The organism is Allomuricauda sp. F6463D, from assembly GCF_023015965.1.
Classification (GTDB): domain Bacteria; phylum Bacteroidota; class Bacteroidia; order Flavobacteriales; family Flavobacteriaceae; genus Flagellimonas.
On sequence record NZ_JALKAN010000001.1, the window covers coordinates 682,130 to 695,112 of the forward strand.

12 protein-coding genes are annotated in these 12,983 nt (G+C 38.5%); 3 read left to right on the forward strand and 9 right to left on the reverse strand.

Features of this window, described 5'->3' with window-relative positions; genetic code table 11:
* The first annotated feature begins 62 nt into the window (after positions 1–62).
* Entirely contained in the window at positions 63–683 is a 621-nt protein-coding gene (locus MWU56_RS02920) for a JAB domain-containing protein (RefSeq protein WP_247042075.1), read from the forward strand.
* Between the two features lie 30 nt (positions 684–713).
* Here MWU56_RS02920 and MWU56_RS02925 read toward each other — a convergent pair whose 3' ends face one another.
* Complete coding sequence (locus MWU56_RS02925) at positions 714–2,396, reverse strand: reverse transcriptase domain-containing protein (protein ID WP_247042076.1); 1,683 nt, start codon at positions 2,394–2,396, stop codon at positions 714–716.
* 361 nt (positions 2,397–2,757) lie between these two features.
* Between MWU56_RS02925 and MWU56_RS02930 the strand changes: the two genes are divergently transcribed.
* Positions 2,758–3,720, forward strand: coding sequence for a BT4734/BF3469 family protein (locus MWU56_RS02930; RefSeq protein WP_247042077.1), 963 nt, complete (start codon positions 2,758–2,760; stop codon positions 3,718–3,720).
* 4 nt (positions 3,721–3,724) lie between these two features.
* Here MWU56_RS02930 and MWU56_RS02935 read toward each other — a convergent pair whose 3' ends face one another.
* Positions 3,725–4,105: a DUF302 domain-containing protein gene (locus tag MWU56_RS02935; RefSeq protein WP_247042078.1), complete on the reverse strand. Its 381-nt coding sequence runs from the start codon at positions 4,103–4,105 to the stop codon at positions 3,725–3,727.
* 292 nt (positions 4,106–4,397) lie between these two features.
* Positions 4,398–7,526: a WD40/YVTN/BNR-like repeat-containing protein gene (locus MWU56_RS02940; protein ID WP_247042079.1), complete on the reverse strand. Its 3,129-nt coding sequence runs from the start codon at positions 7,524–7,526 to the stop codon at positions 4,398–4,400.
* Positions 7,527–8,123: 597 nt separating this feature from the next.
* Between MWU56_RS02940 and MWU56_RS02945 the strand changes: the two genes are divergently transcribed.
* Positions 8,124–8,300, forward strand: coding sequence for a hypothetical protein (locus tag MWU56_RS02945; RefSeq protein ID WP_247042080.1), 177 nt, complete (start codon positions 8,124–8,126; stop codon positions 8,298–8,300).
* 5 nt (positions 8,301–8,305) lie between these two features.
* On the opposite strand, the gene MWU56_RS02950 is transcribed toward MWU56_RS02945, so the two are convergent.
* From MWU56_RS02950 to MWU56_RS02975, 6 genes are all read right to left on the reverse strand, one after another.
* Positions 8,306–9,508, reverse strand: a complete 1,203-nt coding sequence (locus MWU56_RS02950) for a PQQ-dependent sugar dehydrogenase (RefSeq protein WP_247042082.1) — start codon at positions 9,506–9,508, stop codon at positions 8,306–8,308.
* Positions 9,509–9,603: 95 nt separating this feature from the next.
* Positions 9,604–10,158, reverse strand: a complete 555-nt coding sequence (locus MWU56_RS02955) for a DUF4251 domain-containing protein (protein ID WP_247042084.1) — start codon at positions 10,156–10,158, stop codon at positions 9,604–9,606.
* 68 nt (positions 10,159–10,226) lie between these two features.
* Positions 10,227–11,144 (reverse strand): EamA family transporter, encoded by a 918-nt coding sequence (locus tag MWU56_RS02960; RefSeq protein ID WP_247042085.1) that lies wholly within the window; start codon positions 11,142–11,144, stop codon positions 10,227–10,229.
* 97 nt (positions 11,145–11,241) lie between these two features.
* Positions 11,242–11,574 carry a hypothetical protein gene (locus MWU56_RS02965; RefSeq protein ID WP_247042088.1) on the reverse strand — a complete coding sequence of 111 codons (333 nt, stop codon included), beginning with the start codon at positions 11,572–11,574 and terminating at the stop codon, positions 11,242–11,244.
* A 161-nt stretch (positions 11,575–11,735) separates the two neighbouring features.
* Complete coding sequence (locus tag MWU56_RS02970) at positions 11,736–12,428, reverse strand: OmpA family protein (RefSeq protein ID WP_247042090.1); 693 nt, start codon at positions 12,426–12,428, stop codon at positions 11,736–11,738.
* Positions 12,429–12,432: 4 nt separating this feature from the next.
* The gene (locus MWU56_RS02975) at positions 12,433–12,918 is read right to left on the reverse strand and encodes a lipocalin family protein (protein WP_247042093.1); all 486 of its coding nucleotides are present in this window, start codon (positions 12,916–12,918) and stop codon (positions 12,433–12,435) included.
* Positions 12,919–12,983 lie beyond the last annotated feature (65 nt).

A 12,983-nucleotide genomic window follows, 5' to 3' on the forward strand; every position in this document is an offset into this window, starting at 1 on the left:
TTTTGTTTTTTTCACGGGCATGGACTACCTTTCCCAAACCCAAAAACAACAACACACCTACCATGAACGTACGGCTTACCCAAGAACAAAAGATAAAAGTGCTCAACTCCGCGGACATATATGCGATCATGCAGCAGGTATTGCTTCGCGAAAACAAGATACGCCGCAACCAAGAGCATTTTTGGGTGGTGGGTCTTAACCACAACAACAAAATATTGTTTGTGGAACTTATTGGCCTTGGGGCCAGCAACCGCGTAAATGCCGAACCACCCGATGTGTTTCGAATGGCGATCTACAAACTGGCAAGCAAGCTCATCTTGGTGCACAACCACCCCAGCGGTACGCACGAAGTGACCGATGCCGATATTACCTTTACCGACCACATGCTGAAAGTGGGGAAATTGATCAAAGTGGAGGTGCTGGACCATTTGGTGATTACCGAAACCAATTACACCAGTTTTGCCGACCAAGGCGTAATGGACGAACTCCAAAAAAGCGGCCTGTTTGAAATTATGGGGCCCGAAAAGCAAGAACTGGAACAGTTTAAAATTGATACGGAGAAAAAGCGGGCCGAAAAGGAAAAGGCCAAAGCTATTGCTAAGTCCTTAAAAGAGAGCGGTATGTCGGATGCCGACATTAAAAAGCACACGGGATTGAGTTTGAAGGTGATTGGGGGGATTTAGTTGTTTTAAATAATCCAATTTGGCATAACATTAATCTTTACTAATAAATTGATAGTAACTAAATGGTTTGCCATAATAAATGTTTCTTCGATGCTTTGGAATTTTATCCTGTTTCAATTTCTTCTTTTTCAAATAACGAAGTTCTCTTTTTAAATAGGATATTTGCTGCTCTCTTTTTTTATCTAATAGCTTAAGTTGTTTTGACACTATCTTATTATTTTTCAAGACTCTAAAACCGTTGATCCAGCACAAACCTTGGTTAATATTATTCTGGTAATTGTATAGTTCTACTCTACCAACTGACATAGACATTAATCTTTGTTGATGGCTATATATAATTTGTTGTTTACTCTTTCTTGAAAACTTATTTATATTTTTCAAGCTTCTATTCTTATCCATTCCCAAAGCATGTAAAACCCGTTGGGTTTCGTTACGTTGCTTTTTTATTTCTTTTTGAATTGAAGATTTCCTAACCCTAATTTTTCCTTTATAATTTATTTGATATCCAACAAAAGACAACCATGGCACATTTAAAACACCTTCATTTGGATTAGACCAAAAATATGGCTCCTTAGACTTAATCTTTTTGCTCCAGAAAGCTTTGGGATTTTTTTTATAATCTTTAAATTGCTTATGAGGGTGATACAACAAAAAGTTACTATGAATACCCTTTTTATAAACCTCTAGTCGATTTTTACATACAAGTTTATCTGTGTGGGCTAAAACCATATCATCACAATAGCGCACATATAATAAATCCTTGTCTATATCCAAAACATCCTTATCAACCTCATTTAAAATCAAATTTGAAATAAAGCATGAAACCGCATTACCTTGTGGCACACCAATTTTAAAGACATCGGTATAATTAATTCCAAAATTTGTTTTCAGTTCATTAGAAACCCAACCAAACTCTCCTGGAGGAACACCTCTTTTTTTAAAGAAAGTTGGATCATAGTTTTTTGGTAAAACATCTTTGTTAAATGAGTATGAGTCTAAAAACAAATTAAATAATCTTATTGCCTTTGATGAAAAATAATGACCTTCTGATTTAAGTTGTGCCACCCTTTTGCGGAAAATTCCCTCCAAATGAACATGTTGAACCGTATCGAAAAATTTTTGAATATCACATTCTGCCACCCACAATTTCTTATGTCTTTTCCTATAGTTTAAAATTTTAAGAATCGAATCGTGATGATTTGGTATTTTACCTTTTTTTCGAGACCTAAAAGCAAATGAGCAATCAAGAAATATATTATCGAATTTAATGGTAAGGTATCTGGCAAAGGCCGAAGTGATAATTTTATCTTCGAGAGAATATTTTGTTATTGGTCTGTAGATAAATTTATTCTTCTCAACTGACTTTAACAAAGGGTAAATTTCTGGCTTAGCTAAACTAAATGAATTGGTTTCTACATTTTCTACAATGCCCCTAATTTTTTTGCAAAATTCCAACAAGTTTACATACCAGTCTTCAGGTGTTTTACCCTTTTTGGTTACCCAATATTTTTCATCAACATAAGATTTCCAAATTCTTTGCTGATTTTTCTCTATACTATCATTGAATTTATTCGGATGACTTCTTTCCTTTTGACTCAATTTTTTCCATTTTCGCCTAGATGGTAAAATGGATTGGAGTAAGATTAAATCAGAATCTTTTGAAGAAATTTCAATTTTATTAGTTCTTTGATGAAGACTTATATCCCTAGTCATATGCGTTTTATGTCTTTTATGGGATATCCTAGCTCTATACTTACAGAGCATTCTGATTATTGATTGGTCTGAATAGAAATTAATTAAATCATCCATAAGTAAATAAGGCGTAGACGTAAAAAATCTATATGATTGAGATACATAGCTGCATACAAATACAGCTGAGACCATTAGCATCAGGATTATCGGGCCTCGCAAATTTTTTCGGTACTTTCTGTAAAACTAATTTTATCATACACGCACCTAGAGATATTTCATCTCACACCTGTTCAATATAATGGAGACATAAGTCCCACTCTTGTCTACGCCTTAATTCAAATATTTTATATTTATTATTCTTTTTACTAATCCAAAATAATACATGAAAGTTTCAAGATTCAGTAGTATTTATAATACCGACAATCCTATTCAAACTGATTTGCAGGGGGAGTTAATGGATATCAAGAACGGAAAATACAAAAATTTAATTAACAATTGTAGATATTATACTTCTATTGGTGATTACGATTCTTACAAATCATTAAAAGTTAAATTACCTATCGTTACATTTTGTGGAACTTTTGAAAATGGTCGAAAACTCGAAAATTTAGTCTCTTACAATGGATTAATGATTTTAGATATTGATGATCTTGAAATTAAGGAAGTCGAAAACCTGAAAGGTCTTATTTGTAAGGACAAATTTGTTTATGCTTTATGGCGATCCCCTTCGGGAATGGGTTTAAAGGCTTTAATAAAAGTTTCAGATGACCCTAATTTCCATAAGTCAAGTTTCCGTTCCTTGCAAGATTACTTCCAAAAAAAATATAAAATTGAACTGGACAAAAGTGGAAGTGATATAACAAGACTTTGCTTTGTGTCTTGGGATAAAGATTTGTATCTAAATGAATCTTCTGAAGTTTATTTGGATAAAATTATTGAAACTGAAAGCTCAATAGAAAAACTCCCTAAAGAAAAAGTTCATACCTCATTGACAAAAAGTGCATTTGCAACCGAGGGTTTAAACAAGCCTGAGCATAGAAAAATGATTCAATTGGTAATAAAATATATTAAAAGAAAAGATATATCTATTACAGAAACATTCGACAAATGGTTCAGAGTCGCATTGGGAATTTCAAACACTTTCAGTTATGATTTAGGAGAAAAATACTTTTTACAAATTTGTGAACTGGACAAAGAAAAACACAGTGAAATTGAAAGTGTGAATATTTTAAAATACTGTTACAATAATCGTAAAATTCAATTACCGGGTTCAGTTAGCTTAGGCACAATTGTTTTTTATGCTAAAGAAAAAGGCTTTGTAACAAAAAAAAATAAGCACACCTAAAGACCTATAAAAATTCTATAATATTAAATATTCTCCCCAACAACTCCTCCGCCATTTCTGGGTCCAATCCATAATCCCGTAGACTGCCCACAGGGTTTTTAAAGCTCAGTTGGGTGGTTTGGGCATCAATTTCTTGTAGTACCAGTTTTAAGGGGATATCGTTTATGGCCAAGGGGTCGTTCTCCATAATCTGGGCAATGTATTTGGGCTCAAAAAAGAGCAATTGTCGCAGTTGGGGTATGGCTACGCCTTGTTTGGCCACAATGGCTTGGGTGTCTATCTCGTGCAAAAGCAAAAAACCGTGCGCTACAATGCGTTTTTTCAATGTGTTGTACACCTGCCCGAAGGGCTGTTGCAAGGTTTGGTGGTTTACATTTGTTTTCATTCCAATACAAATTACATTATGACGGCATGAAGATAGCTCACTGGGTTACCTTAAGTTTTCAGCTAGATGTCTATAATGTTCTTAAAACACAATTCTTGTTGTGTTCATCATCACACAGTACGAAGGTATGCATCAAATTTTATTTGGTTTCTTCTTATATATCAAATTTATGGAACAACATTTCGGTACTACCATAAATTGAAAAAGCTCACCAACAAAGGTCCATATTTATACATAAAAAAAGGGAAGACCCTAAGGCCTCCCCTGCTAAACACTATTCAACAACAAATTTTTAAGGCAAGTACAGTTCTGGTAATCCCGAATTTTTAATAAGGGTATTTACAGCAGCAACATCTTGCGTTTTAATTTTTTGTAGGTCGGATTTTAATCCGCTCCATACGTTTAGGTAATCACGAGATACATCGCGAACACCTTGGGTAACTGGTAGGTTACCTCTACCAATACCGCTCATAAAGCTTTTAAACTTGACCAGTAGGCGTGCTTCGAACATATAATTGTTCTGTGATGTACGCAGTTCTTTTTGCAAAATTTCAGCAATCCAAGCCTCAATGGTATCATCAAGTTCCTTGCCTTTGGCTTGTAGTTCGGGTGAGGTAGTCTCTCCCAGTACAAAATCCAACTGCTGCTGAACTTTTCTAAGGTCACGTACTCCTTTTGCCATTTCGGTGGCACCTTTATATATAGATTTAAAAATACCATCGCGCTCTACGTAAGCAGCTTCCACGTTGTCCACACTTTTCTTAATACGTGGATCAATAGTAATGGCGAAATCTTGGGTTTGGGTAAAATCACCGATAGTGAGTTTTACTTTATAGTTTCCAGGAGCGGCATCATAGGCACTAAGTCCTCCACGGCTGGTTGCCGTAATTTCCTTGAGGCAATCAATAGTACCAATTTTCATGTTCCACTGATAGCGGTGTGCACCTGCACTACGCTTTAACTGAGGCTTTTTAAAGGCATCGCATTCGGTTTTTGGAGCATCGGTATACTCCGAATATACCAATTCGCCTTTGCTATTAGTGATTTCAATCGACATAGGGGCATCTTTGGATACCTCTTTATTGAGCACATAATTGATTTGAAGTCCACTAGGTGGATTCTGTCCCGGAGTATTTCTGGTAGAGTAAGCTATTCCAAGTGGTGAATGGGTATCTTGTGGTTTGTACAAATAGTATTCTGCCTTGGCCACCTCATCGGAAACTTGATGTAATGGGGTTAGATCATCCAATATCCAAATGGCACGTCCTTGGGTGGTCACTACCAAATCATTACGCTGAACCCTCATATCCGTAATGGGCACTTCGGGAAGGTTGTTTTGCAATGGCATCCACAATTCACCATCATTAAAGGAAACAAATACTCCCGTTTCTGTTCCTAAATAAAGTAATCCTTTACGTTCCGGGTCTTCACGAATGGTACGAGCAAACGTATTACCTGGGATTCCGTTCACGATTTTTTTCCAAGAAGCTCCGTAATCGGTAGTCTTATATACCTCTGGTGTAAAATTGTTCATTTTATATCCTGCCATGGCAAAATAAGCTGTAGCTGGATCATGTGGAGAAGGCTCCACTACATTGATGATACCTTCTTTTAATCCTTTAGGCGTAATATTGGTCCATGTTCCTCCTCCATCTTGGGTTAGATGTACCAGACCACAATCCGATCCTACCCAGACTACCCCTTCTTTAATGGGAGATTCCTCAATATTGAAAAGGTTATTATAGCTTTCTGCCGTAATCTGCTCATTGGAGATTGGCATTCCACCCTTTCCTTGGTGGTCTTTATTGTTTCTTGTTAAATCTTCACTGATGGTCTCCCAAGTCACACCTCTATCCGTTGATTTCATTACATATTGTGAACCGTAATAAATAACATTTGGGTTATGGGGTGATACGATAACAGGTCCGTTCCAGTTAGCACGAAGTTTTAAGTTTTTTGGTTGTTCTCCACTAATACGCTCCGGATAAGGACGAACCATCCGTGTATTGTCAATATCACGATCCCATTCCACAAAATTGCTGGCAAAGTAGGTTGAGTATACGTAACGAGGGTTATCTTTATCTAACGCTACGGTGGATGATTCACCGGCACGCATAATGTCCCAGTGCATTTGTCCTATTCCTCTATCCATGGCACGGCTATCAATGGCAATAGTACTATTGTCCTGCTGACCGGAATATATCCGGTATGGATAGCCATTATCCGTAAGGGCCCTGTAGAACTGTCCGGTTGGCTGATTATAGATTGAAGACCATGTTTTACCACCATTATAAGTGACTGCTGCTCCCCCATCGTTACCGTTGATCATTATATTACTGTCGTTGGGGTTGATCCACATATCGTGATGATCTACGTGTGTTCCTTGCATTCCGGTGTAGGTTTTACCACCATCAATGGACTTCATCGCCCAACTGTTCAATACCCAAATTTCATCTTCATCATTGGGATCAGCAATAATATGCATGTAATACCAAGCACGTGCATAGGTAGTTGGGTCGTTGGTTACTTGCTTAAATGTCTCTCCTGCATCATTGGAACGGTAAACACCACCTTCTCTTTCAAAAGCTTCAATAGCCAAATAAACCACGTTAGGGTTTGCAGGAGAAATATCAACTCCCATTTTTCCCTTCAAGTTTGGTAGCCCCTTCGTAATCTCCTTCCAATTTTCACCTCCATCTGTGGTTTTAAAAACCTTACTTCCAGGTCCACCACTCTGTACCACCCAAGGCTTTCTTTGAAAGTCCCAAGAAGTTATCATCATAAAATCCGGGTCGCTATCACTTACAGAAATTTCAGCTATTCCCGAATGGTCGTTCACATAAAGGATTTTCTCCCAAGTTTCCCCACCATCGTTGGTAAGATAGAGTCCTCTATGCTCGTCTGCACCCCATGGATTTCCCTGTGCGGCTACATAAACTTTATTAGGATCCTTAGGATGTACAAAAACTGCCCCAATATGCCTAGTAGCCTCTAAACCAATGTGCTTCCAAGTTTTTCCGGCATCGGTAGATTTGTACATACCGTCGCCATGCGAGGTTTTTACACCACGAATAGGCGATTCACCTGTACCCACATAAATGATGTTATGATCGGATGGAGCTACTGAAATATCCCCAATCCCTGTTGTATTAAAATAACCATCTGAAATATTGTTCCATGTTTCGCCCCCGTCGGTTGTTTTCCATACTCCACCCCCAGTAGCACCCATGTAATAGGTGAAAATATCATCTGGTAAGCCCTCAACGGTTGTTACCCTTCCTCCTCGAAAGGGACCAATGTTTCGGTAAGACATGGATTCGTACAATGTTTTGTTGATTGTTGGTCCGGATGCTTTTCGCTGACCGAAACTACTAATCACTATTCCCAGGCTTACGAACCATAGGAGTGCAAATTTTTTCATGGATTTGTTGTTTAGATTTAATAAAGGCTTCTCATTAGTATAAAGTTGAGCAAAAAGTATAATAGGGTGACAAAAGATTAAACTTTTAGCAAATTTTCTATGGAATTGTAAAGAATCAAGAAACCTATCAATCCAAATGACCTATATATAAATCCAAAGGGTGTATTCGTCAATTGTGTGCGCAAAATAATTACGTATCGTGTAGCTTGTCGTAAAATTCAAGAATATGACTACACTCGAAACTATAAACGCCTTACAGATATTTTGTTTGGTAGTACTGGGAATTATTATTTACATGGCCGGTTGGCTGTCCGGTGCCCACTGGGGGAAAAGAAACAAGGTTTAAAGCAATAGTGAAATCGTATTGTCGTTTCCATACCAACCGAACCTACTTAAACCTACGAGGCTATTTTTTGGAGTGATCCCAACATAAAACGCATTCTGGCTTATTTTGGCGACCAGCAGTTCACCGTAAGAATCGATAGACTGCGTACAGGTGAAATAAGATATCTCTGTTGGAACAAGAGCAACAGTATTTTAAAAAGGCCCAATTTGATATTAAGGCATGGAAAGGCAATTGAATCTACTAACGGCGACATGACCGAATTTATTTTTTACCACAAAGATTCAACATTTACCGTGGAACACATTGTATCCAATACGGAAGAGGATGCCAACTACTTTTTTATTGAGGTTGCGGATAAGGACCAAAAAAAAAGTACTTGGAAAATGGAGCAAATGCCCATTCCCAAGTACTTACAAGATTTTTCTTAATGCAATTATCCCGTATAGGTAACTCGATAAATTGCGTTGCCCTCATCATCGGAAATCAGTAAGGAACCATCTTCCAAAAACAAAAGGTCCACTGGTCTACCAAAGGCTTCTTGAGCCTCTTCATCCAACCAACCTTCTATAAAGGGCTCGTAACTTACGGCTTCCCCATTTTCCAATTTTACCATGGTGATTCTGTATCCAGATTTGGATGAGCGATTCCACGACCCATGTTCTGCCAAGAATGCATGACCTTTATATGCTTCCGGAAACATAGGGCCTTTTCCAAATTTTACACCGAGGGCTGCCACGTGGGCGTCTAAGGGTTGCACTGGTGGCACAAAATCTGAACATGGGCGTTGATCACCATATTCTGAATCTTTTACTGTTCCACCGTGGCAAAATGGATAACCAAAGTGTTGTCCTTTTTCGGAAAGCTTGTTCAACTCACCAGGAGGAACATCGTCTCCCAGCATATCCCTGCCATTATCTGTAAACCAAAGTTCATCGGTATCCGGATGCCATGTAAAGCCCACTGTGTTTCGTATACCGTGTGCAAGAATCTCCCTATTGCTACCATCAGGATCCATTCTGGTTATGGATGCATAACGTTTATCAACTGTTGCACTATCACAAATATTGCATGGTGCGCCCACAGGTACATATAATTTATCATCAGGGCCAAAGGCAATGTATTTCCATCCGTGGTGAAACTCGGTTGGGTAATCATCATAAATCAATTCGGGTTCTTGTGGGTTTTCCAATTGCGACTCAATGCCGGAGTATTTGAATAAACGACTCACAGCCGCCACATACAATGCACCATCTTTAAAGGCTACACCATTGGGCTGTTCTAAATCGGTGGCTATGGTATAGGTTTCATCTGCCCTATAATCACCATCTGTATCCTTTACAGCATACACATTACCTTCATTTCTGGTGCCTATAAAGAGGGTGCCATCGTCTCCCATGGCCATAGATCTTGCACCTTCTAAATTTTCCGCATATACATCAATGCTAAACCCTTCTGGGAGTTTAAGGCGATCCAAGGGCAAGCTGGTGGTCGACTTTGGTGTTGCGTCTTCCGGGGATTCTACAATTTCTTCAGAGTTTTCTTCATTTTTGCTTTCTTTTTTTCCGTTGCATGCTAGAAAAGTTATTGAAAGCGCCAACATAAATATTGACCTCAGGGTCAAAGTATACATTTTCATATTGAATGTTTAAGTGTTTAGGTTCCTAAATTTATAAAACTATGATAAAATCATCGAAATACCCTAGCCGTCAATACATTCTTTTGTGATGTCTTTCATTCTTTTTTATGTTTGGAAAGATTGCCCTGGTACCACATTGTTGTTCGATGGGTACTCGAAATGGTAAGTCGAGCTGTACCGTTTGCATACAATTGCGCTTGTACTTGATAACCCTCAGATTTTTCTTTTATTGAAAAACGCATGGTTTGTTCAGCTCCATTATTATTTGAAGAAAATGTGAGCTCTTTAGGAATACCGTTGAATATAATTCCCGTTTTGTTCTGATTGTAATAACCACCCATTCTGCGCTCTCCATAGAAAGGAAGGTCGGCCATAACACTATCACCCTTCATACGAAAATATCCTCCAGTTCCAGAGACATCTATTTGGGAAGCGGTACTTCCCGGAGGTAGTAATCCGGCATTTGCAATACTATTCAAGCTTTGGGAGGCCATCGGCTGTGCCCATTTGGCACGAACCTCGAAGTGTTTGTTGGCAATCATATTCTCCAAGACAGTTATTTCTTCCGGAGTTGCCTTGCTTTTACTGGATACACATCCTATTGTTAGGCATAGTAAGATACATGCTGTGATTTTTACTATGGAATTCATTTATTTGATTATTAACTTATTACAAATTACAAAATAGTAAAAACAATTCCGAGTTAAATAACGGTGCATTAACGTTTGAAGCGTTCAAAAATGGCCAAGGTTTTTTTGGTATTTATAAAATATACCCCTGTAAGTAGAATAGATGCAGCGATAATGGATTGTAATGTGATCTTTTCATCCAAAAAATACCAGCCCAGTAATAAGGCCACAATCGGGTTAACGTATGTAGATGTGGCCACTTTTTCAGGTGAAACTGTTTTTAAAAGATAGTTAAAGGATGTAAATGCCACGATACTTCCAAAAAACACAAGCAACAGCATGGATACTTGCACCTTACCGCTCCACAATAACGGAGAAGACCATTCTTCCCCAAAACCAACACTCATCAACGCCAAAACAATACCTGCAAAGAACATCTGGTAACCTGTATTCACAAAATAATTGGTAGGCAAGTCTGCCCGTGCTACAAAAAGACTGGCGAACGACCAGCAAAGCATACAAAAGAAAATCATAACCATGCCCACAATGGATTCTTCCTGAGCAATAATTTGTTTTTGACTCACCAATAAATAAATACCAATTACCCCCAAAACAACGCCGACCACCGACATGGGCTTAATTTTTTTGCCCTGAAGTATTCGCATCATTAATAGTATTATCAGGGGTTGGGACGATATTTCAAGTGCAGCAAAACCCGTATCCACGTAACGGAGGGCCCAGACGACCAATCCATTTCCGATGCTTAAAAACAGTACTCCGGCAATTATGGTATTTCCCAATTGTTTTGGAGTAATCCGAAGTGATATTCCCATTATTTTTGCCAACAGAAAAATAAAGACTCCCGCTATTGTAAAACGAGAAGCTGCGAGCATAAAAGGGGGCAACTCCATTACAGCAATCTTGTTCAGCAAATAGGTGGAGCCCCAGATAACGTATATAGCAAAGAAAGCCAAAACAACAAGGGCGGAGTTTGAGGATTTTCCCATTTTTAAGATTGATTAACTATCCTGCAAAATTACGGATAGTTGATGGAGAAAATAACCTTGTCCATGTAATTTTAAGTAATGTGTGGCAACCCTAAAGTCAGAGGGGCATCTTAAGATCAAGAAGGTATGCGGCAAACTCGCTTTCCAGTTTTTTAAAGCGCTCTAAATGTTCATCGATTATTCCTAAATCGGTAAATTCCATATTAAATTTTCCCTGCCTTATTTTGGACATTATACTGTTATGGTTCTTGTAATATTTTTGAATACTCCTATTCAATTGGTAATATTTTTCAAATCTCTCTGGACATTTAGGCTCATAAGTATAAGAGTTCAGCTTTTCGGATAAGCGTTGCACCATTCTATGGTTCCGTTCTATCCGCACTAGCAATTCTTGTTGATCTTTAAGATGGTTTTGGACAATGTTATCCATAGGGCTACGAGGATTATAACTTTAAACATTTGACTAGCTTTAAGTTACATAACTTCTATTAAACCACCGCTGATTTAACCCATTTTTAATGGTTTATTTAACATCTGGAAATAAAAAAGGCCCGATTGTATCGGGCCTTAGCTTATTATTGAGCGAAGTATTTAGTTTTCCGTTTGCTCGCGAGCTTCCTCTTTTAGCTCATCACTTGCAACAATGGCAAGCTCAACTCGCCTGTTTGCCGCTTTACCTGCCGCAGTCTCATTTGTTTCAATGGGCTGTTCTTCACCATACCATTTGGTAGTGAATCGTCCGCTGGAAATACCTTTGGCCACCAAATAGCTAGTTACTGCCTGCGCCCTACGTTGGGATAGTCCCATATTATATTCAGCTGCGCCATCACTATCGGTATGTCCTTCTACCAATACGTTGGATTTTGGATATTCCATAAAAATACCGGCCAATTTGTCCAAAGTTGCAGCGGAGGCCCCTTTAATATCGGATTTATTGGTATCAAAATACACACCATTTTCCCCGCTAAAGGTTACATTGATTCCCTCACCAACCCGTTGCACTTCGGCACCAGGAATTTCTTGTTCAATTTGTTCTGCCTGTCGGTCCATCCGGTTTCCTATGTAACCTCCGGCGGCACCACCTACGACGGCACCAATAATGGCGCCCAAGGCGGTATTTCCATTTCCTACATTGTTTCCAATGACACCACCGATAACAGCTCCACCACCAGCACCTATTGCAGCGCCTTTTTGTGTGTTGTTTGCATTCTTAACTGCATCACAACCAATAATCATGGTCAACGCTAAAAAAGCTGTTGCCCCTTTTAATGCTATATTTTTCATGTAATTATTTTTTTGAGAATTTGTAAACTATGGTCACGGGTTGTCCATCAACCGAAACATTGGAATTAAGGGTCATGGATTGTTCGGATAAACTTACAATGTTCAAACGGTAGCCATACCCCCCGGAGATATCCTTTCGGTTTTCGTCAATAAATTTAAATTGAAGTTGGCTTTGGTAATTCTGTTCCGGCTCCACAACGGACCATCTAAAAAATCGGTCTCCGCCTTGGCAAAGGGAGCTTTGGCCTATAGTGTAGCGTCCGCTGCTGTTGTTGTCGCGAAAGAACCATTCACTGTCTTCAAAACAGATATCCTCCACATCATTGAAGATGGTAGATTTAAAGTTGCCAGTGTTATTTTCGTAATAAACATTGTCCAGATTCCAAGTACCACTAAATAAATCTCGCTGTGTTCTTGCTGATTTGGAAACAGAACACGATGAGAGCATAAGTCCCATCACAATAATCATAAGTACTGATTGTTTCATCATAAGTATTAAAGTTAATGTTCAAAAATATACGTTTGGGGACGTATTTATAGTTGTTAAATTATTAA

Bases quoted from the DNA above. Each gene is read 5' to 3' on its own strand.
- MWU56_RS02920 (WP_247042075.1), top strand. From the start codon at position 63: ATGAACGTACGGCTTACCCAAGAACAAAAGATAAAAGTGCTCAACTCC.
- MWU56_RS02925 (WP_247042076.1), bottom strand. From the start codon at position 2,396: ATGACTAGGGATATAAGTCTTCATCAAAGAACTAATAAAATTGAAATT.
- MWU56_RS02930 (WP_247042077.1), top strand. From the start codon at position 2,758: ATGAAAGTTTCAAGATTCAGTAGTATTTATAATACCGACAATCCTATT.
- MWU56_RS02935 (WP_247042078.1), bottom strand. From the start codon at position 4,105: ATGAAAACAAATGTAAACCACCAAACCTTGCAACAGCCCTTCGGGCAG.
- MWU56_RS02940 (WP_247042079.1), bottom strand. From the start codon at position 7,526: ATGAAAAAATTTGCACTCCTATGGTTCGTAAGCCTGGGAATAGTGATT.
- MWU56_RS02945 (WP_247042080.1), top strand. From the start codon at position 8,124: ATGACCGAATTTATTTTTTACCACAAAGATTCAACATTTACCGTGGAA.
- MWU56_RS02950 (WP_247042082.1), bottom strand. From the start codon at position 9,508: ATGAAAATGTATACTTTGACCCTGAGGTCAATATTTATGTTGGCGCTT.
- MWU56_RS02955 (WP_247042084.1), bottom strand. From the start codon at position 10,158: ATGAATTCCATAGTAAAAATCACAGCATGTATCTTACTATGCCTAACA.
- MWU56_RS02960 (WP_247042085.1), bottom strand. From the start codon at position 11,144: ATGGGAAAATCCTCAAACTCCGCCCTTGTTGTTTTGGCTTTCTTTGCT.
- MWU56_RS02965 (WP_247042088.1), bottom strand. From the start codon at position 11,574: ATGGATAACATTGTCCAAAACCATCTTAAAGATCAACAAGAATTGCTA.
- MWU56_RS02970 (WP_247042090.1), bottom strand. From the start codon at position 12,428: ATGAAAAATATAGCATTAAAAGGGGCAACAGCTTTTTTAGCGTTGACC.
- MWU56_RS02975 (WP_247042093.1), bottom strand. From the start codon at position 12,918: ATGATGAAACAATCAGTACTTATGATTATTGTGATGGGACTTATGCTC.